At 71.6% G+C, this 19407-nt stretch carries 11 protein-coding genes, 1 tRNA gene and 1 rRNA gene; 10 read left to right on the top strand and 3 right to left on the bottom strand.

The window, feature by feature from the left end:
* A 5S ribosomal RNA gene (gene rrf / locus ACH414_RS29930) occupies nt 1–93 on the top strand; the annotation flags it as partial.
* A gap of 5 nt (nt 94–98) precedes the next feature.
* A tRNA-Thr gene (locus tag ACH414_RS29925) sits at nt 99–171 on the top strand.
* 122 nt (nt 172–293) lie between these two features.
* On the opposite strand, the gene ACH414_RS29920 is transcribed toward ACH414_RS29925, so the two are convergent.
* Nucleotides 294–2942 carry a SpoIIE family protein phosphatase gene (locus tag ACH414_RS29920; protein ID WP_398944128.1) on the bottom strand — a complete coding sequence of 883 codons (2649 nt, stop codon included), beginning with the start codon at nt 2940–2942 and terminating at the stop codon, nt 294–296.
* A 235-nt stretch (nt 2943–3177) separates the two neighbouring features.
* Here ACH414_RS29920 and ACH414_RS29915 point away from each other — a divergent pair, with 235 nt between their 5' ends.
* The 8 genes from ACH414_RS29915 to ACH414_RS29880 all read left to right on the top strand — a co-directional run bounded on the left by ACH414_RS29915 (nt 3178) and on the right by ACH414_RS29880 (nt 16845).
* Entirely contained in the window at nt 3178–8634 is a 5457-nt protein-coding gene (locus tag ACH414_RS29915; RefSeq protein ID WP_386568837.1) for a HAMP domain-containing protein, read from the top strand.
* Between the two features lie 280 nt (nt 8635–8914).
* Entirely contained in the window at nt 8915–9589 is a 675-nt protein-coding gene (locus ACH414_RS29910; protein ID WP_382547530.1) for a two-component system response regulator, read from the top strand.
* A gap of 114 nt (nt 9590–9703) precedes the next feature.
* A complete protein-coding gene (locus tag ACH414_RS29905) occupies nt 9704–12499 on the top strand; it encodes a DNA translocase FtsK (protein ID WP_398944127.1) in 2796 nt (931 codons plus the stop codon).
* A gap of 221 nt (nt 12500–12720) precedes the next feature.
* Nucleotides 12721–13554 (top strand): helix-turn-helix domain-containing protein, encoded by an 834-nt coding sequence (locus ACH414_RS29900; RefSeq protein ID WP_391770188.1) that lies wholly within the window; start codon nt 12721–12723, stop codon nt 13552–13554.
* A 73-nt stretch (nt 13555–13627) separates the two neighbouring features.
* The gene (gene rimO, locus ACH414_RS29895) at nt 13628–15154 is read left to right on the top strand and encodes a 30S ribosomal protein S12 methylthiotransferase RimO (RefSeq protein ID WP_382547524.1); all 1527 of its coding nucleotides are present in this window, start codon (nt 13628–13630) and stop codon (nt 15152–15154) included.
* Nucleotides 15151–15825, top strand: coding sequence for a CDP-diacylglycerol--glycerol-3-phosphate 3-phosphatidyltransferase (pgsA, locus tag ACH414_RS29890; protein WP_382547522.1), 675 nt, complete (start codon nt 15151–15153; stop codon nt 15823–15825). Before rimO ends, pgsA begins: the two co-directional genes overlap by 4 nt.
* Nucleotides 15822–16355, top strand: a complete 534-nt coding sequence (locus ACH414_RS29885) for a CinA family protein (protein ID WP_382547520.1) — start codon at nt 15822–15824, stop codon at nt 16353–16355. The genes pgsA and ACH414_RS29885 overlap by 4 nt, the downstream gene beginning before the upstream one ends.
* Nucleotides 16356–16464: 109 nt before the next feature.
* Nucleotides 16465–16845, top strand: coding sequence for a helix-turn-helix domain-containing protein (locus ACH414_RS29880; RefSeq protein ID WP_382547519.1), 381 nt, complete (start codon nt 16465–16467; stop codon nt 16843–16845).
* A 610-nt stretch (nt 16846–17455) separates the two neighbouring features.
* On the opposite strand, the gene ACH414_RS29875 is transcribed toward ACH414_RS29880, so the two are convergent.
* Nucleotides 17456–18220, bottom strand: coding sequence for an SDR family NAD(P)-dependent oxidoreductase (locus ACH414_RS29875; protein WP_391770191.1), 765 nt, complete (start codon nt 18218–18220; stop codon nt 17456–17458).
* A gap of 387 nt (nt 18221–18607) precedes the next feature.
* Nucleotides 18608–19402: a DNA-formamidopyrimidine glycosylase family protein gene (locus ACH414_RS29870; RefSeq protein ID WP_382547515.1), complete on the bottom strand. Its 795-nt coding sequence runs from the start codon at nt 19400–19402 to the stop codon at nt 18608–18610.
* Nucleotides 19403–19407: the final 5 nt, after the last annotated feature.

Genomic DNA, 19407 nt, shown 5'->3' with positions numbered 1-19407 from the left:
ACGCCCGGTTACATTCCGAACCCGGAAGCTAAGCCTTTCAGCGCCGATGGTACTGCAGGGGGGACCCTGTGGGAGAGTAGGACGCCGCCGAACAACCCGCCCTTTTAGCTCAGTCGGCAGAGCGTCTCCATGGTAAGGAGAAGGTCAACGGTTCGATTCCGTTAAAGGGCTCAGAGAAAAGGCTCCCGCCATCAGGCGGGGGCCTTTTTTGCGTTCCTGGGCTGCGAGGAAGGCGAAGGAAGGCGAAGGAAGGCGGTGGGAACGGCCCCCACGGGGGCCGTTCCCACCTCGGCTCAGCGGTTGTGCGGCTCCGGGATGCGCAGGGCCAGGATGGCCATGTCGTCGGAGGCCGGCTCCTGGGCGAAGCGCTCGACCGCCCTCAGGACTCGCGAGGCGACCGCGCCGGCCGTCAGGCCCGTACAGGACCTGAGGACCTCGGTGAGGCCGTCGTCGCCCAGCATCCGGGTGCCCTCGCGGCGTTCGGTGACGCCGTCCGTGACGCACAGGAGGACGTCGCCCGGGTCCAGGGTGACCGTCTGCTCGTACAGCTCCAGGTCCTCCATCACGCCGAGGAGCGGCTGCGGGTCGGCCGCGGGGCGGACCGTGCCGTCCTGGCTGAGGCGGAGGGGGAGCGGGTGGCCGGCGCAGACGACCTTCAGGACGGCCGAGCCGTCCTCCTGGGGGCGCATCTCGCCGTACAGCAGGGTCAGGAAGCGGCTGCGGGCGCCCTCGTCGAGGATCGCCGCGTTGAGGCGTTCCAGGACCGCGGGGCCGCCGAAGCCCTCGCGGGCGAGCAGGCGCAGGGCGTGCCGGGCGAGGCCCGTGACGGCGGCGGCCTCGGGGCCCGTACCGCAGACGTCGCCGATGGCGAAGCCGTACGCGCCGTCGCGGATCGGGAAGAGGTCGTAGAAGTCGCCGCCGACCTCGTTGCCCTCGCCGGCCGCGCGGTAGATGACGTCGACCTCCACACCGGGGATCTCGGGGAGGCCCGGCGGGAGGAGGCTGCGCTGGAGGGAGCGGCTGATGGCCATGCGCTCGGAGTAGAGGCGGGCGTTGTCCAGGGCCAGGGCGGCTCGGCGGGAGAGGTCCTCGGCGAGCTCCAGGATCTCCTGGCGGAAGTGGTCGTCGGTGGGCTTGCCCAGGGTCAGCATGCCGATCACCCGGTTGCGGGCGACGAGTGGCAGGACGACCGTCTCGCCGCCGACGGCCGCCGCGGTGGCGAGTGCCGTGTGGATGCCGGAGGACACCGGGCCCGCCGGGCCGTCGAGTTCGCGCATCGAGGCGCCGAGCGCCTCGCGGTGGGCGGCGTCGCCGGGGGCGGACCAGATGCGGGCGCCGGGCATGGTCACCGGCTCGGGCGGGGAGATGGAGGAGAGCAGGGCCTTCAGGCCGTCGATCAGGTCCTCGTCCTCGTGCAGGACGAAGGAGAGGTACGGGTCGGAGGCCGGGTCCGCGATCGTGTAGACGGCGCACCAGGTGGCCAGGGTCGGGACCGTCATCTGGGCCATGAGGGCCAGGGTCTGGTCGCGGTCGAGGGTGCCGGCCAGCAGGTCGGAGGCCTCGACGAGGAAGCTGAGGGAGCCGCGGCGGAGGCGTTCGAGCTCGCCGAGACGGGCGGACTCGACGGCCAGCGCGATGCGGTCGGCGGCGAACTGGAGACGCAGGGCCTCCTCGTTGGAATAGCGGTTGGCGCCTTCGGCCGCGACGCCGAGGGAGCCGGTGAGGCGGCCCTCGACCTTGAGCGGGACCGTGACGACCGAGCGCATGCCGGTGCCTTCGAGGAGGGGTACGGCGCCTGGTACGGCGGCCAGGTCCTCGTGGACGGCGGGCATGCGGGCGGAGCCGTAACGGCTGGCGCCGGTCTCCACGGGGACGCGGGCGAAGCGCTGGCGGGCGGAGGGCAGGCCCGTGGTGGCCCGTACCTCGAGTTCGGTCTCGTCGTCGGTGGCGAGGAGGAGGAAGGCGGAGTCGCCGTCGAGCATGTCCCGGGCGCGTTCCACGGTGCGCTGGAGCAGTCCGTCGAGGTCGTCGGGGGCGGGGGAGCCGATGAAGACCTCGAAGGGGTCCGCGGTGCGGCTCTCGGGCCCGGCCTCGGAGGCTGCGGGGCGCTGCGGGGTCTGGAGGACGGCGCGCTCGTACTCGCGGACGAGGAGGCAGACCGTGGACGGCTCGCCCTCGGCGTCGCGGACGCGCAGGTGGGAGGCGTAGACGGGGATGACGCGGCCGTCGGCGCAGCGGATGCCGTAGCTGCCCTCCCAGCGGGACAGACGCAGGGCCTCGGCGAGGCCGGTGCCGATGCCGGGGGTGTGGGGCCAGGCGGCCAGGTCGCCGAGGGGCTTGCCGGTGACCTGGTCGGCGCCGTAGCCGAAGAGCTCCTCGGCGTCCTCGTTCCAGGCGCTGATGGCGCCGCCGCGGTCGATCTGGACGACGGCGACGCGGACCCGGCTCTCGGCGAGGGGGAGCAGCGGGTCGGGCAGGACGGGGCCGGCGGAGCGGGTGCCGACGGGGCGCTCGGGCAGGTCGAGGTGGAACCAGACGTGCTTGCGGGTGGGGCTGTACTCGACGCCCCAGCGGGAGGCGAGGGCGGCGCAGAGCAGAAGGCCCCGGCCGTTCTCGCGGTCGGGGCTGCCCATGGACCGTCCCTGCTGGACGGGGATCTCGCGCTCGGGGTAGCGGTCGGCAACCTCGATGCGGATGCCGTCGTCGGCGCGCAGACACAGGACGTCGGCGGCGGTGCCGGCGTGGATGACGGCGTTGGTGACGAGCTCGCTGGTGAGGACGACGGCGTCGTCGACGACCTCGGCGTACCCCCAGCCCTGGAGGGTGTCCCGGACGAAGGCGCGGGCGGTCGCGACGGACCGCCCGACGGGTTCGAAACTGGCAGCCGCCCGCGCGGTGATCACTGAACTCCTCGTACGCGTCTCGACGCCCGGCTCTGCCATGGTCGGTCTGCCCCTCCCGCTGCCCGTGTTTTTCGCGTTTTCGCGCCGTCCGCCCCCGCCGGGCGGACCGGGGCGGTTGGACAGCCGGATGCCAGGTTACTTACCTTCGCTGTCCCAGCGGATGCCGGTCATCGCTGTTTCCGTCGAACTGTTATGGCCTGGTTCGACCATGGTGAAACACTGGGCAGGCTTGGGGTACCCCGGGAAGTTCGTCGACCCCTTCGGGAGGGACACGGTGGAGTCTGGCACGGCAGCGCGACGCGGCAGTGGCGGAACGCGCGCGAGGGGCGGACGGTCCAGGAGTCGTGGGTCGGTCCAGGTCGACGCGGCGTCGCTGGAACGGCTGCTCGCGTCTCTGGTGGCGATGCGGGACGGGAACTTCCGCAAGCGGATGACGGTGTCCGGCGACGGTCTGATGACCGAGATCGCCGCCGTGTTCAACGAGGTCGCGGACCGGCAGACGCATCTGACCGGTGAGCTCTCGCGGGTGCGCCGGGTGGTGGGCCGCGAGGGCAAGCTGTCGGAGCGGCTGGAGACCGGGGCCGGCGAGGGGGCGTGGGCGGCGGCCGTCGAGGCGGCGAACGCGCTGGTGGACGAGCTGGCGCGGCCGGTCTCCGAGGTGGGCCGGGTGCTCTCGGCGGTGGCCGAGGGTGATCTGGGGCAGCGCATGGAGCTGCGCTCGGAGGGGGCGGACGGGACGACTCGGCCGTTGCGCGGGGAGTTCCTGAAGGTCGCCCGGACCGTGAACAACCTGGTGGACCAGCTGTCGGTGTTCGCCGACGAGGTGACGCGGGTCGCACTGGAGGTGGGCACCGAGGGCAAGCTGGGCGGTCAGGCCCAGGTGCGGGGGATGTCGGGTTCGTGGAAGGACCTGACGGACTCGGTCAACACGATGGCGAACCGGCTGACGGCCCAGGTGCGGGACATCGCGCTGGTGACGACGGCGGTGGCGAACGGCGATCTTTCGCAGAAGGTCACGGCGAACGTGGCCGGCGAGATGCTGGAGCTGAAGAACACGGTCAACCGGATGGTGGACCAGCTGTCGTCGTTCTCGTCCGAGGTGACCCGGGTGGCCCGCGAGGTGGGCACCGAGGGCGAGCTGGGCGGTCAGGCCGAGGTGGCCGGGGTCGCCGGCGTGTGGAAGGACCTCACGGACTCCGTCAACACGATGGCGGGAAATCTCACCAATCAGGTGAGGGGCATCGCCGAGGTCACCACGGCGGTCGCCAACGGCGACCTGTCGCAGAAGGTGCGGGTGTCGGCGCGCGGCGAGATCGCGCAGCTCGCGGACACCATCAACCAGATGACGGAGACGCTGCGGACCTTCGCCGACGAGGTGACCCGGGTCTCCGGCGAGGTCGGTGCGCAGGGTCTGCTGGGCGGTCAGGCGCAGGTGCCGGGTGCCGCGGGGACGTGGAAGGACCTCACGGACTCGGTCAACACGGTCTTCCGGAACATCACCACCCAGGTGCGGGACATCGCGCAGGTGACCACGGCGGTCGCCAACGGTGATCTTTCGCAGAAGGTCACGGTGGACGTGGCCGGGGAGATGCTGGAGCTGAAGAACACCGTCAACACGATGGTCGACCAGCTCTCGGCGTTCGGCTCCGAGGTGACCCGGGTGGCGCGTGAGGTGGGCGTCGAGGGTCTGCTGGGCGGTCAGGCCGAGGTGCCGGGCGCGGCGGGGACGTGGAAGGACCTCACGGACTCGGTGAACACGGCGTTCCGCAACCTCACCGGGCAGGTGCGGGACATCGCGCAGGTGACCACGGCGGTCGCCAACGGTGATCTGTCGCAGAAGGTCACGGTGGACGTGGCCGGCGAGATGCTGGAGCTGAAGAACACCGTCAACACGATGGTGTCGCAGCTGTCGTCCTTCGCCGACCAGGTGACGCGGATGGCCAGGGACGTGGGCACGGAGGGCCGGCTGGGCGGTCAGGCCCGGGTGGACGGCGTGTCCGGGCGCTGGCGGGAGCTCACCGACTCGGTGAACTTCATGGCCGGCAACCTGACCTCGCAGGTGCGGCAGATCGCCCAGGTGACCACGGCGGTGGCGCGGGGTGACCTGTCGCAGAAGATCGACGTGGACGCGCGGGGCGAGATCCTGGAGCTGAAGAACACCATCAACACGATGGTCGACCAGCTCTCGGCCTTCGCCGACCAGGTGACCCGGGTGGCCCGCGAGGTGGGCACGGACGGGCGGCTCGGCGGGCAGGCGCAGGTGCCGGGCGTCGCCGGTGTGTGGCGGGACCTGACGGACTCGGTGAACAGCATGGCCGGGAACCTGACGGCCCAGGTGCGCAACATCGCGCAGGTCGCCACGGCGGTGGCGCGGGGTGACCTGTCGCAGAAGATCGACGTGGACGCGCGGGGCGAGATCCTGGAGCTGAAGAACACCCTCAACACGATGGTGGACCAGCTCTCCAGCTTCGCCGAGCAGGTGACGCGGGTGGCCCGCGAGGTGGGCACGGAGGGCATCCTGGGCGGTCAGGCCGAGGTGCAGGGGGTCTCCGGCACCTGGAAGGACCTGACGCAGTCGGTGAACTTCATGGCGAACAACCTGACCATCCAGGTCCGCAACATCGCCGAGGTCACCACGGCGGTCGCCAAGGGCGACCTGTCGAAGAAGATCACCGTCGACGCCAAGGGAGAGATCCTGGAGCTGGTGACGACCGTCAACACGATGGTCGACCAGCTGTCGAACTTCGCCGACGAGGTGACTCGGGTGGCCCGCGAGGTGGGCACCGAGGGCATCCTGGGCGGCCAGGCGCGGGTGCGCGGGGTGACCGGCACCTGGAAGGACCTGAGCGACAACGTCAACCTGATGGCCAACAACCTGACCAGCCAGGTGCGCAACATCTCCCGGGTCTCCGCGGCGGTCGCCAACGGCGATCTGTCGAAGAAGGTGACGGTCGAGGCGCGCGGCGAGGTCGCCGAGCTGGCGGACACGGTCAACACCATGGTGACGACGCTGTCGTCGTTCGCCGACGAGGTGACCCGGGTGGCCCGCGAGGTGGGCACGGACGGCATCCTGGGCGGTCAGGCGCGGGTGCCGGGGGTGTCGGGCACCTGGCGGGACCTGACCGACTCGGTGAACGGCATGGCCGACAACCTGACCGGGCAGGTGCGCCAGATCGCCGCGGTCACCACGGCCATCGCCAAGGGCGACCTCACCAAGAAGATCGACATCGACGCGCGCGGCGAGATCCAGGAGCTGAAGAGCACCATCAACACGATGGTCGACCAGCTGTCGAACTTCGCCGAGGAGGTCACGCGCGTGGCCCGCGAGGTGGGTACGGACGGGCAGCTGGGCGGTCAGGCCCGGGTGCGGGACGTGGACGGCACCTGGCGGGACCTGACGGAGTCGGTGAACGAGATGGCCGGGAACCTGACCCGGCAGGTGCGTGCCATCGCGGCCGTCGCCACGGCGGTGACCCGCGGCGACCTCAACCTCAAGATCGACGGGGTGGACGCGGCGGGTGAGATCCAGGCGCTCCAGGAGAACATCAACACCATGATCGCCAACCTGCGCGACACCACCCTCGCCAACGAGGAGCAGGACTGGCTCAAGGGCAACCTGGCCCGCATCTCGGGTCTGATGCAGGGCCGCCGGGACCTGGAGGACGTGGCCTCGCTCATCATGAGCGAGCTGACGCCGGTGGTCTCGGCGCAGCACGGCGCCTTCTTCGTCGCGATGCCGACCGGCTCCGCCAACGGCGACGCCGAACCGCTGGGCGAGGGGGAGGGCTCGTACGAGCTGCGGATGCGCGGCAGTTACGGCTACTCCGCCGGGTCGATGCCGACCTCGTTCCGGCCCGGGGAGACGCTGATCGGGACGGCGGCGGAGGAGAAGCGGACCATCCAGGTCAACGTGCCGCCGGGCTATCTGAAGATCTCCTCCGGTCTGGGCGAGGCCGCGCCGGCCCATGTGATCGTGCTGCCGGTGCTGTTCGAGGGGCGGGTCCTCGGTGTGATCGAGCTGGCCTCGTTCCAGCCGTTCACCCAGATCCAGCGGGACTTCCTCAACCAGATCGCCGAGCTGATCGCCACCACGGTGAACACGATCAGCGTCAACACCCGTACGGAGGTGCTGCTCCAGCAGTCGCAGGAGCTCACCGAGCAGCTGCGGGAGCGTTCCGCGGAGCTGGAGCACCGGCAGAAGGAGCTGCAGAACTCCAACGCCGAGCTGGAGGACAAGGCGGAGCTCCTGGCCCGGCAGAACCGGGACATCGAGGTGAAGAACACCGAGATCGAGGAGGCCCGGCAGGTCCTGGAGGAGCGTGCCGAACAGCTCGCGGTCTCCATGCGCTACAAGTCCGAGTTCCTGGCGAACATGTCGCACGAGCTGCGCACCCCGCTCAACTCGCTGCTGATCCTGGCCAAGTTGCTCGCCGACAACGCCGACTCGAACCTGACGCCCAAGCAGGTCGAGTTCGCCGAGACCATCCACGGCGCCGGCTCCGACCTGCTCCAGCTGATCAACGACATCCTGGACCTGTCGAAGGTCGAGGCGGGCAAGATGGACGTCTCGCCGACCCGGATCGCGCTGGTGCAGCTGGTCGACTACGTGGAGGCCACGTTCCGGCCGCTGACCGCGGAGAAGGGGCTGGACTTCTCGGTGCGGGTCTCGCCCGAGCTGCCGGCCACGCTGCACACCGACGAGCAGCGGCTGCTGCAGGTGCTGCGCAACCTGCTGTCGAACGCGGTGAAGTTCACCGACACCGGCGCCGTGGAGCTGGTCATCCGCCCGGCGGGCTCGGACGTGCCGCAGTCGATCCGGGAGCAGCTCCTGGAGGCGGGGACGCTGCGCGACCCGGACGCCGAGCTGATCGCGTTCTCGGTGACGGACACGGGCATCGGCATCGCGGCCGGCAAGATGCGGGTCATCTTCGAGGCGTTCAAGCAGGCCGACGGCACGACCAGCCGGAAGTACGGCGGTACGGGTCTCGGCCTGTCGATCAGCCGGGAGATCGCGCGGCTGCTGGGCGGCGAGATCCACGCGGCGAGCGAGCCGGGCCGCGGCTCGACCTTCACGCTGTATCTGCCGCTGAGCCCGATCGAGCCGGCGCAGTCCGGATACGGGCAGGAGCACCAGGACCCGGCGGAGCCGCAGGCGGGGGAGTCCGGTGAAGGCATGGCGCACTTCGCGCCGGCCCCGCCGGCCGAGGCCCGTTCCGGTGCGGGGGCGCTGTTCCGGCACCGGCGCAAGGCGGTGGAGCAGCAGCGGGCGGCGGTCCCCGGGCAGCCCGTGCAGCAGGGCGCGGAGGCGGAGGAGCAGGCGGAGCCCGCGCCGCGCCGGACCTTCGGCTTCGCCGGGGAGAAGGTGCTGATCGTCGACGACGACATCCGCAACGTCTTCGCGCTCACCAGCGTCCTGGAGCAGCACGGCCTGGCGGTGCTGTACGCGGAGAACGGGCGCGAGGGCATCGAGGTCCTGGAGCAGCACGACGACGTGTCGGTGGTGCTGATGGACATCATGATGCCGGAGATGGACGGGTACGCGACGACGACGGCGATCCGGCGGATGCCGCAGTTCGCGGGGCTGCCGATCATCGCGCTGACGGCGAAGGCGATGAAGGGCGACCGGGAGAAGGCCATCGAGTCGGGTGCGTCGGACTATGTGACCAAGCCGGTCGACCCCGACCACCTGCTGTCGGTGATGGAGCAGTGGATGCGGGGGGAGGGCCGCTGAGGCGTCTCCGACGGGGCGTCCGCTGACGGGCCGTCGCCACACGGGTGTGAGAGGCCCGAGGACGGGGAACCTTCTGGTCTCCCACCGCGTTCGAGGGAGGGGCACGACCTGCGTGCTCCGTGACAATGCGGTGACAGGGTGTGGCGACGGGCGGGGTGCGGCTACGATGACCGGCACAAGGACGGACGGCGCATGGGAGTCGTCTTCTGGGGCGGCGCCCGGTGCTTCCCCCGGCTCGCAGAGCCGGAGCGAACCAGTGCCGGGACGAGGAGGACGGGGCATGGTGCAGAAGGCCAAGATCCTCCTGGTCGATGACCGGCCGGAGAATCTGCTGGCGCTGGAGGCCATTCTCTCGGCGCTCGATCAGACGCTGGTGCGGGCATCGTCCGGGGAGGAAGCGCTCAAGGCGCTGCTGACCGACGACTTCGCGGTCATTCTGCTGGACGTGCAGATGCCCGGTATGGACGGCTTCGAGACGGCGGCACACATCAAGCGGCGGGAGCGGACCCGGGACATCCCGATCATCTTCCTCACCGCCATCAACCACGGCCCGCACCACACCTTCCGCGGATACGCGGCGGGCGCGGTCGACTACATCTCCAAGCCGTTCGACCCCTGGGTGCTGCGGGCCAAGGTCTCCGTCTTCGTCGAGCTGTACATGAAGAACTGCCAGCTCCGCGAGCAGGCGGCGCTGCTGCGGCTCCAGCTGGAGGGCGGCGGCGCCGGCAGCCAGAGCAAGGAGTCCGCGGGGCTGCTCGCCGAGCTCTCCGCCCGCCTCGCCGCGGTCGAGGAGCAGGCCGAGGCGCTCTCCAAGCAGCTCGACGACGACTCCGCCGACGCGGCCGCGGTGGCCACCGCCGCCCATCTGGAGCGCAAGCTCACCGGTCTCCGGCGGGCCCTGGACGCTCTGGAGCCGGGCACGGGCGGCGCGCCCACCCTTCCCGCGCAGAGCTGACCGGGCGTCACCCGAGGGCGCCCGCCGTGAGCGGGCGTCAGTTTCGGTCCCCGCACCGGCGACACGAACGGGTGAGCTGTTTTCCCGGCGGTGTACACCGGTAACCTCAGCATCATGGCCTCACGTACGACCGGCAAGGGTTCCCAGGGCACGGCGGGCACCGCAAAGCCGCGCGCCGGCCGTACGACCGGCACCGCGAAGAAAGCGGTGCCCGCCAAGTCGCCCGCCAAGCCCCCCGCGAAGAAGGCGCCGGCCAAGAAGGCCGCGCCCGCCAAGCGCGCGCCCGCGCGCAAGACCGCCGCGAAGAAGGCCGCGCCCCGCCCGGCGCCGTCCCCGACCGGGGGCGTCTACCGGCTCGTGCGCGGTCTGTGGCTCGGCCTGGCGCACGGGGTGGGTGCGGTGTTCCGCGGCATAGGGCGGGGCGCCAAGGGCCTCGACCCGGCGCACCGCAAGGACGGCCTGGCGCTGCTGCTGCTCGGGGTCGCCCTGATCGTCGCCGCCGGCACCTGGTCCAATCTGCGCGGCCCCGTGGGCGACCTGGTCGAGATGCTGGTCACCGGCGCCTTCGGCCGGCTCGACCTGCTCGTACCGCTGCTGCTCGGCGCGATCGGCGTCCGGCTGATCCTCCACCCGGAGAAGCCCGAGGCGAACGGGCGGATCGCGATCGGTCTGTCGGCACTCGTCATCGGCGTGCTCGGACAGGTCCACATCGCCTGCGGTTCGCCGGGCCGCGAGGACGGCACCGAGGCCATGCAGGACGCCGGCGGGCTCATCGGCTGGGCCGCCTCCAAGCCGCTCGTCTTCATGATGGGCGAGGTCCTCGCGGTGCCGATGCTGGTGCTGCTCACGATCTTCGGGCTGCTCGTCGTCACCGCCACCCCGGTCAACGCCATCCCGCAGCGGCTGCGCGCCCTCGGGGCCCGGCTCGGCATCGTCGAGCCGGAGTACGACCCCGAGGCCGACGGGGCGCACGACGCGTACGGCGAGGACTGGCGCGAGGCGGGCCCCGTCCCCGCGCGGCCCGCCCGTCGCCGCGCCCCGGGCGCGGGCCCCGGCTACGACCCGGACGGGGCCGAGGCCGCCGCCCTGGAGCGGCGCGGCCGGCGCCGTACCCTGCCCGCGTCCGCCTTCGACACCGGCGGGCTCGACCCGGTGGACGTCGCCGCCGCGGCGGCCGCCGCACTGGACGGCGCCGTCCTCAACGGCATGCCGCCGTCCCCGCTGGTCGCCGATCTGACCCGGGACGTCGCCGCCGAGCGCGCCGCCGCCGTCGAGGCCGCGGCGGCGGACGCCACCGAGGCGCCCGCGGCGCCGGTGCCCACCGCGCGCGGCGCCGGCCAGCGGCCGCCCGGCGGGGGAGTGCCGGACCTGACGAAGCCGGCTCCCGAGCCGACCGACCTCCCCTCGCGGGCCGAGCAGCTCCAGCTCTCCGGGGACATCACGTACGCCCTGCCCTCCATGGACCTCCTGGAGCGCGGCGGGCCGGGCAAGACCCGCAGCGCGGCCAACGACCTGATCGTCGAGTCGCTCACCAACGTCTTCGCCGAGTTCAAGGTCGACGCGGCCGTCACCGGCTTCACCCGGGGCCCGACGGTCACCCGCTACGAGGTGGAGCTCGGCCCGGCCGTCAAGGTCGAGAAGATCACCGCGCTCACCAAGAACATCGCGTACGCCGTGGCCAGCCCCGACGTGCGGATCATCTCGCCGATCCCCGGCAAGTCCGCGGTCGGCATCGAGATCCCGAACACCGACCGCGAGATGGTCAACCTCGGCGACGTGCTGCGGCTGGCCGAGGCGGCGGAGGACGACCATCCGATGCTGGTCGCGCTCGGCAAGGACGTCGAGGGCGGCTACGTGATGGCCAACCTGGCGAAGATGCCGCACATCCTGGTGGCGGGCGCCACCGGCTCCGGCAAGTCGTCCTGCATCAACTGCCTGATCACGTCGGTGATGATAAGGGCGACCCCGGAGGACGTCCGGATGGTGCTGGTCGACCCCAAGCGGGTCGAGCTCACCGCGTACGAGGGCATCCCGCACCTGATCACGCCGATCATCACCAACCCCAAGCGGGCCGCCGAGGCGCTCCAGTGGGTGGTGCGCGAGATGGACCTGCGCTACGACGACCTGGCCGCGTTCGGCTTCCGCCACATCGACGACTTCAACCAGGCGATCCGGGACGGGAAGGTACAGCTGCCGCCGGGCAGCGAGCGCGAGCTCAAGACCTACCCGTACCTGCTGGTGATCGTCGACGAGCTCGCCGACCTGATGATGGTCGCCCCGCGGGACGTCGAGGACGCGATCGTCCGCATCACCCAGCTGGCCCGCGCGGCCGGCATCCACCTGGTGCTCGCCACCCAGCGGCCCTCGGTGGACGTCGTCACCGGTCTGATCAAGGCGAACGTGCCCTCCCGGCTCGCCTTCGCCACCTCCTCTCTCGCCGACAGCCGGGTCATCCTCGACCAGCCGGGCGCCGAGAAGCTGATCGGCAAGGGCGACGGCCTCTTCCTGCCGATGGGCGCCAACAAGCCGATCCGCATGCAGGGCGCCTTCGTCACCGAGCACGAGGTCGCCGCCGTCGTCCAGCACTGCAAGGACCAGATGACGCCCGTCTTCCGGGACGACGTCACCGTCGGCACCAAGCAGAAGAAGGAGATCGACGAGGAGATCGGCGACGACCTCGACCTGCTGTGCCAGGCGGCCGAGCTGGTCGTCTCGACCCAGTTCGGCTCCACCTCGATGCTCCAGCGCAAGCTGCGCGTGGGCTTCGCCAAGGCCGGCAGGCTGATGGACCTGATGGAGTCGCGGAACATCGTCGGACCGAGCGAGGGCTCCAAGGCGCGCGACGTGCTGATCAAGCCCGACGAGCTGGACGGGGTGCTCGCGGTGATCCGCGGGGAGTCCGACGGCTGAGCCGTCCGGGGCGGTGCTGCCGTAACGAGACCGGGCCGAGACTCACTCGTAAGGGAACGAGGGCAACCGTTTCCCTTGGGCGTACGTCAAGTTGGAGGGAGGGACAGGATGATGTCCCAGCCTCATGGCGTACAAACGACGCCCGCCCGGTTGCCCCACCCTTTCGTACCACCCATAGACTGAACGTCCAGCAGGTGGCTACACGCTCGAAAGGCGCTCTCGTGTCCATCGGCAACTCCCCCGAATCCCCCGAGGACGACCGGAACTTCCCGGCAGATGACCGGGATTCGATCGGTCGTGCCCTCCAGCAGGCCCGTGTCGCCGCCGGTCTCACCGTCGAAGAGGTCAGCGCCTCCACCCGCGTGCGCGTCCCGATCGTGCACGCGATCGAGGAGGACGACTTCTCGCGCTGCGGCGGCGACGTCTACGCCCGCGGGCACATCCGCACGCTCGCGCGCGCCGTGGGGCTCGATCCGGCCGGCCTGGTCGAGCAGTACGACGCCGAGCATGGCGGGCGGCCCGCCCCGACCCCCGCGGCCCCGCTCTTCGAGGCCGAACGCATCCGCCCCGAGCCGCGCCGCCCCAACTGGACCGCCGCCATGGTCGCCGCGATCGTGGCCGTCGTCGGCTTCGTCGGCTTCACGATGTTCAACGGCAACGACATCCGGGGCAACGGCACCGTCGCCGAGGGCCCGGCCCCGGCGCCCAAGGCCGCCACCAGCACCAAGCCCAAGCCCAAGCCGGTCCCCGTCAAGCCCGCGCCCACCGAGAGCGCGATCGCCGCGGTCCCGCAGGACAAGGTCACCGTGAAGCTCACGGCGACCGACGACAAGAGCTGGATCTCGGCCAAGGCGCACGACGGAAAGCTGCTCTTCGACGGGCTGCTCCTGCAGGGCGAGTCCAAGACCTTCCAGGACGACGAGCGCATCGATCTCATCCTCGGCAACGCCGGGCCGATCGAGCTCTACGTCAACGGCAAGAAGATCCAGGACTCCTTCGAGTCCGGCCAGGTCGAGCGCCTCTCGTACACCAAGGGAGACCCCGAGGCCGGGTGACCTCCGCGACGGGCGTGACGTGGGTGAACCCTGCGCGACGGAGGTACGGCCGGGACGAAGTAGTCTTGAGTCCATGCCCGAACGCCGTACCGTCGCCCTTGTCACTCTCGGCTGCGCCCGTAACGAGGTGGACTCGGAGGAGCTCGCAGGCCGCTTGGCAGCGGACGGCTGGGAGCTCGTCGAATCCGCCGAGGACGCAGACGTCGCCGTCGTCAACACCTGTGGCTTCGTCGAGGCCGCCAAGAAGGACTCCGTCGACGCCCTCCTCGAAGCGAACGATCTGAAGGACCACGGCCGCACCCAGGCCGTCGTCGCCGTCGGCTGCATGGCCGAGCGCTACGGCAAGGAGCTCGCCGAAGCGCTGCCCGAAGCCGACGGCGTGCTCGGCTTCGACGACTACGCCGACATCTCCAACCGCCTCCAGACCATCCTCAGCGGGGGCAGTGTCGAGGCGCACACCCCGCGTGACCGGCGCAAGCTGCTGCCGCTGTCCCCGGTGGAGCGGCAGCAGGCCGCCGCGTCGGTGGCCCTGCCCGGCCACGGCGACGGGGCCACGCAGGCGCCTGAGGCGCCTGGGACGCCCGTCGCGCCGGAGAACGTGCCGACCGACCTCCCCGAGGGCCTGGCGCCCGCCTCCGGCCCGCGCGCACCGCTCCGCCGCCGCCTGGACACCAGCCCCGTCGCCTCGGTGAAGCTGGCCTCCGGCTGCGACCGGCGCTGCTCCTTCTGCGCCATCCCGTCCTTCCGCGGCTCCTTCGTCTCGCGCCGTCCCTCGGACGTGCTGAACGAGACGCGCTGGCTCGCCGAGCAGGGTGTGAAGGAGGTCATGCTGGTCTCCGAGAACAACACCTCGTACGGCAAGGACCTCGGCGACATCCGCCTCCTGGAGAGCCTGCTGCCCGAGCTGGCCGCCGTCGACGGCATCGAGCGGGTCCGGGTCAGCTACCTGCAGCCCGCCGAGATGCGCCCCGGCCTGATCGACGTGCTCACCTCGACCGAGAAGGTCGTCCCGTACTTCGACCTGTCCTTCCAGCACAGCGCGCCCGACGTGCTGCGGGCGATGCGCCGCTTCGGCGACACCGACCGCTTCCTGGAACTGCTGGAGACGATCCGCTCCAAGGCCCCGACCGCCGGTGCCCGCTCCAACTTCATCGTCGGCTTCCCCGGCGAGACCGAGGCGGACTTCGCCGAGCTGGAACGCTTCGTCACCCACGCCCGCCTCGACGCCATCGGCGTCTTCGGCTACTCCGACGAGGACGGCACCGAGGCCGCCACCTACGAGCACAAGCTCGACCAGGACGTGGTCGACAAGCGCCTGGCCCACCTGTCCCGGCTCGCCGAGGAGCTCACCGCCCAGCGTGCGGAAGAGCGGATCGGCGAGACCCTGGAAGTACTCGTCGAGTCCTTCGACGAGGAGGAGGACGGCTGGATCGGCCGGGCCGCCCACCAGGCGCCCGAGACCGACGGCCAGGTGCTCGTCACCGCGGACTCGGCCGAGGGTCTCGGCCTGGCCCCGGGCCGTATGGTCAGGGCCGAGGTCGTCGCCACCGAGGGCGTCGACCTGGTGGCGACGTGTCTTTCCGAGGAGGCGGGCAGATGACCGGAGTCCCGGCATCCGCGACGGGCGGGTCCGGTACGCCGGCGCCCCGCGGCAAGCTGGGCGCTGCGGCCGTCAACCAGGCCAGCCTGTGGAACATCGCGAACATCCTCACCATGGTCCGGCTCGTGCTCGTGCCCGGCTTCGTGGTGCTGCTCTTCCAGGACGGCGGGCACGACCCCGCCTGGCGTGCCTGGGCGTGGGCGGCGTTCGCCGTCGCCATGATCACCGACGTCTTCGACGGGCATCTGGCACGGACGTACAACCTGGTCACCGACTTCGGGAAGATCGCCGACCCGATCGCCGACAAGGCGATCATGGCGGCCGGTCTGATCTCCCTGTCCTACCTCGGCGACCTGCCGTGGTGGGTGACGGGCGTGATCCTCGCGCGTGAGCTCGGGATCACCCTGATGCGGTTCTGGGTGATCAGGCACGGGGTCATTCCGGCCAGCCGCGGGGGCAAGATGAAGACCCTCGCGCAGGGCACCGCGGTCGGCATGTACGTGCTGATGCTCACCGGCCCGCTCGCCACCCTGCGCTTCTGGGTGATGGCGGTGGCCGTCGTGCTGACGGTCGTCACCGGTCTGGACTATGTACGACAGGCGGTCGTCCTGCGTCGCAGGGGACTCGCGGCGGAGCGTGCGGCCGCGGCCGCGGGAGTGGACGGACGATGAAGGAAGCCGCCCGGGTGCTGGAGCTGCTCGCGGAACGAGGCCACACGGTGGCCGCCGCGGAGTCCCTCACGGGCGGTCTGGTGGCCGCGGCGCTCACCGGGGCCCCCGGGTCCTCGAAGTCCTTCCGCGGCTCCGTCACGGCCTACGCGACGGATCTCAAGGCACGGCTGCTGGGGGTCGACGGGACCCTCCTCGCCGAGCGCGGCGCGGTCGACCCGGAGGTCGCGCTGCAGATGGCGGCGGGTGTGCGGGTCCGGCTGGGGGCGGACTGGGGCATCGCGACGACCGGCGTCGCCGGGCCCGAAACCCAGGACGGGCAGCCCGTGGGGACGGTGTACGTGGCCGTCGCCGGGCCCTCGGGGGAGCGCTGCGGGGCGGGCAAGGTGGCCTCGTTGCGGTTGAACGGCGATCGCGCGGAAATCCGTAGAGAGAGCGTGCGCAGCGTGCTCGAATTGCTCTGCGAGCTGCTCGACGGCGAACACCCGGAAAATGCGCGGGCACAGGATACGGAACAGAACGGGGGAGATTGATGTTTGCAGCCATGAGTGAACACGACATCGCTCCCCGCACGACCGCGGCGCGAGGCGGTACGGTGGGGCGTGAAGGATGCGGCTACGCGGTCCGAGGAGGGAGCCACCGATGATTCTGCTCCGTCGCCTGTTGGGTGACGTGCTGCGTCGGCAGCGCCAGCGCCAGGGCCGTACTCTGCGCGAAGTCTCCTCGTCCGCCCGAGTCTCACTCGGCTATCTCTCCGAGGTGGAGCGGGGGCAGAAGGAGGCTTCCTCCGAGCTGCTCTCCGCTATCTGCGACGCGCTGGACGTACGGATGTCCGAGCTCATGCGTGAAGTGAGCGACGAGCTGTCGCTGGCCGAACTGGCCGAGTCGGCAGCGGCGAGCGAACCGGTGCCGCCGGTACGCCCGATGCTCAACTCGGTGTCGGTGACGTCGGTGGCAGGCATGTCCACCGAGCGGGTGACCATCAAGGCGCCCGCGGAAGCGGTCAACGTCGTCGCCGCCTGAAACCGAGGCTGTTTCGGCGAAGTGCGGTCGAGCCCCGACCGGCGCCCTGTCCAGGGTGCCCGGCCGGGGCTCTTCGCGTCCGCTGGAGATGCCGGGTCCCGGTGGGGCGTGCCATGGTGGGACGACGGCCCCCTGCGCGTCCCGTGCGCCCGGTCTGCCTCCGGTGCGCCCTCCCGCCGGGTGATCCTGCCGCACTAGCGTCGACCGGAGGAGGCGGCCATGGTACGGCGACGGGTTCCGCTGGTGACGCTCATGCTGGTCGCGGTCGGACTGGTGGCCGGCGGGCTCTGGTGGTGGGCGGTGGTGCGTCTGCTGCTGGTGCCGGGGGAGACGGGACCGGTCGAGGGGGCGGTGGCCGCGGGCGGCTGGGGGCTGAGCCTGTTGCCGGTGCACGTGGCCGCCTCTTCGGGGCGTTCCGGGGCCTCTCAAGGGCGGTCCGGGACTTCTGCGGGGCGGGCTGGGGGCTCGTCGGGGCGGGCTGGGGGCTCGTCGGGGCGTGGGGGTGGTTCTTCCGGGCCCGGAGGTCCTTCTTCCGGGGGCGGAAGGGCTTTCTCCTGGCGCGGACGGGCTGCTTCGGGGCGGCGCGGGGAGTCCGGTTCCCGGCACGGCGTCACCAGGGCATCGCGACGCCGCCGTTGGGGCGCAGGATCTGGCCCGTCGTGAACGAGGAGGCGTCGCAGGCGAGGTGGAGCACGGCGTGGGCGATGTCCTCGGGCTCGCCGACCCGGCCGAGTGGGGAGACGCGGACCATCGCCGCCTCGGCCTGCTCCTGCGCCGCCGGTTCGTGGCGGTCCGTCATCGGGGTGCGGATCCAGCCCGGCGCGACCGCGTTGACCCGGATCCCGTGCCGGCCGACCTCGGCCGCCAGGGTCTTGGTCAGCTGCACCACGGCCGCCTTGGCGACGCTGTAGCAGAGCAGGCCCGGGCTCGCCGCGTCCATCGCGCCGGAGGCCATGGTCACGATGGAGCCGGGGACGCCGTGCTCGACCATCGACCCGGCCGCTTCCTGGCAGGCGTGCAGCACGCCCTTGAAGTTCACCGCGAGGACCCGGTCGAGGTCCTCCTCGCGGGTCTCCAGGACCGTGCTCGTGTGCATGATCCCGGCGACCGCCGCCATGACGTGGAGCGGGCCCGCGGCACGCACCGCGGCGGCGAGGGCGGCGCGGTCGGTGACGTCCAGGGCGTGGGTGGCCGCACGGCCGCCCCGCCGCGCGATGAGCGCGGCCGTCTCCTTCAGGCCCTGCTCGTCGCGGTCCGCGCAGTGGACGCTCGCCCCCGCCTCGGCGAGCAGCTCCGCGGTCGCGCGGCCGATGCCGCTCGCCGCTCCGGTGACGAAGGCCGTGCGGCCGGTGAGGTCGTACGCGCTGAGGGGCATGTGCGGACCGTACGACCGGATCTGACGGGTCGTCAATTGGTCGGTCGGGTCTGTCTGGACGGGCCTGGACGGGTGGGGTCGAGCCTGCCGGGCGGGGCCGAGCCTGGATGGGCGGGGCCTGGGGTGGCTTGGCTTCGCCTGGCTTTTGCTTCGCCTGGCTTGGCGTGGCGTGGCGTGGCTTGGCCCCTGGGTTCGGCTTGGCCCCTGGGTTCGGCTTGGCCCCTGGGTTCGGTCATCCGGTCAGGTCCGGTCAGGTCCGGTCCGGTCGGGTTCGGTCTCGTTCGGGGCCGGTTCGGTCTGGTCTGGTCCGGGGCCCGTTCCGGGGTCCGTTCTGGTCCGGGGTCCGGACTGGGGCAGGAGGCCGGGCTGGTCGGTCCCGGCCGGTCCTCACGGCTCCTGCTGTGGGCCGCGCTGGCAGCCAGGGCACCAGTAGGTCACCCGGTCCCCGAGCTCCGCCTTGCGGATCGGGGTGCCGCAGCGCAGGCAGGAGCGGCCCCCGCGGCCGTAGACGTACAGCCGCTCGCTGGGGCGGCGGGCCGTGGTCGTCCGGCGCTCGGGGCGGTCCTTGTTCTCCTCCAGCAGCCTGTGCGCGGTGGCCACGAGGCGTTCGGGGACGCCCGGGGCGAGCTCGCCGAACGGGAGCCAGGGCGTGACGCCGGCCAGGAATGCCAGCTCCGACTTGTAGACGTTGCCGATCCCGGCGAGATTGCGCTGGTCGAGCAGGGCCTCGCCGAGCGGACGCTCCGGGGCGGCGGCCAGCCGCCGGACCGCCTCCGCCGGATCCCAGTCAGGGCCCAGCAGATCCGGCCCGAGATGGCCGACCGCCTTGGCCTCCTCGGCGGTACGGATCAACTCCAGGACCGGCAGGCGGTAGCCGTAGGCCGTGAACTCCGCGTTGCCGAGGATGGCCCGGATCTGGTGCTCCGGGCCGCCACGTGGGCGCTCCCCGGTGGCGTACACCCGCCACGCCCCGTCCATCCGCAGATGGGAGTGGAGCGTGAGCCCGCCCTCGATCCGGGTGAGCAGGTGCTTGCCCCGCGGGGTGACGTCGAGGACCCGGCGCCCCGTGAGGTCGGCCGTCGCGAAGCGGGGCACACGCAGATCCGAGCGCGTGAGCACCCGGCCGGCGAGCGCCTCGTCGAGCCGGTGGCAGGCGTACCAGACGGTGTCTCCTTCGGGCATGGGCT

This window comes from Streptomyces sp. NPDC020422 (assembly GCF_044386705.1).
GTDB lineage: Bacteria > Actinomycetota > Actinomycetes > Streptomycetales > Streptomycetaceae > Streptomyces.
Note: the sequence above shows the minus strand (reverse complement) of the source record. Positions and strands in the feature narration are given on the sequence as shown.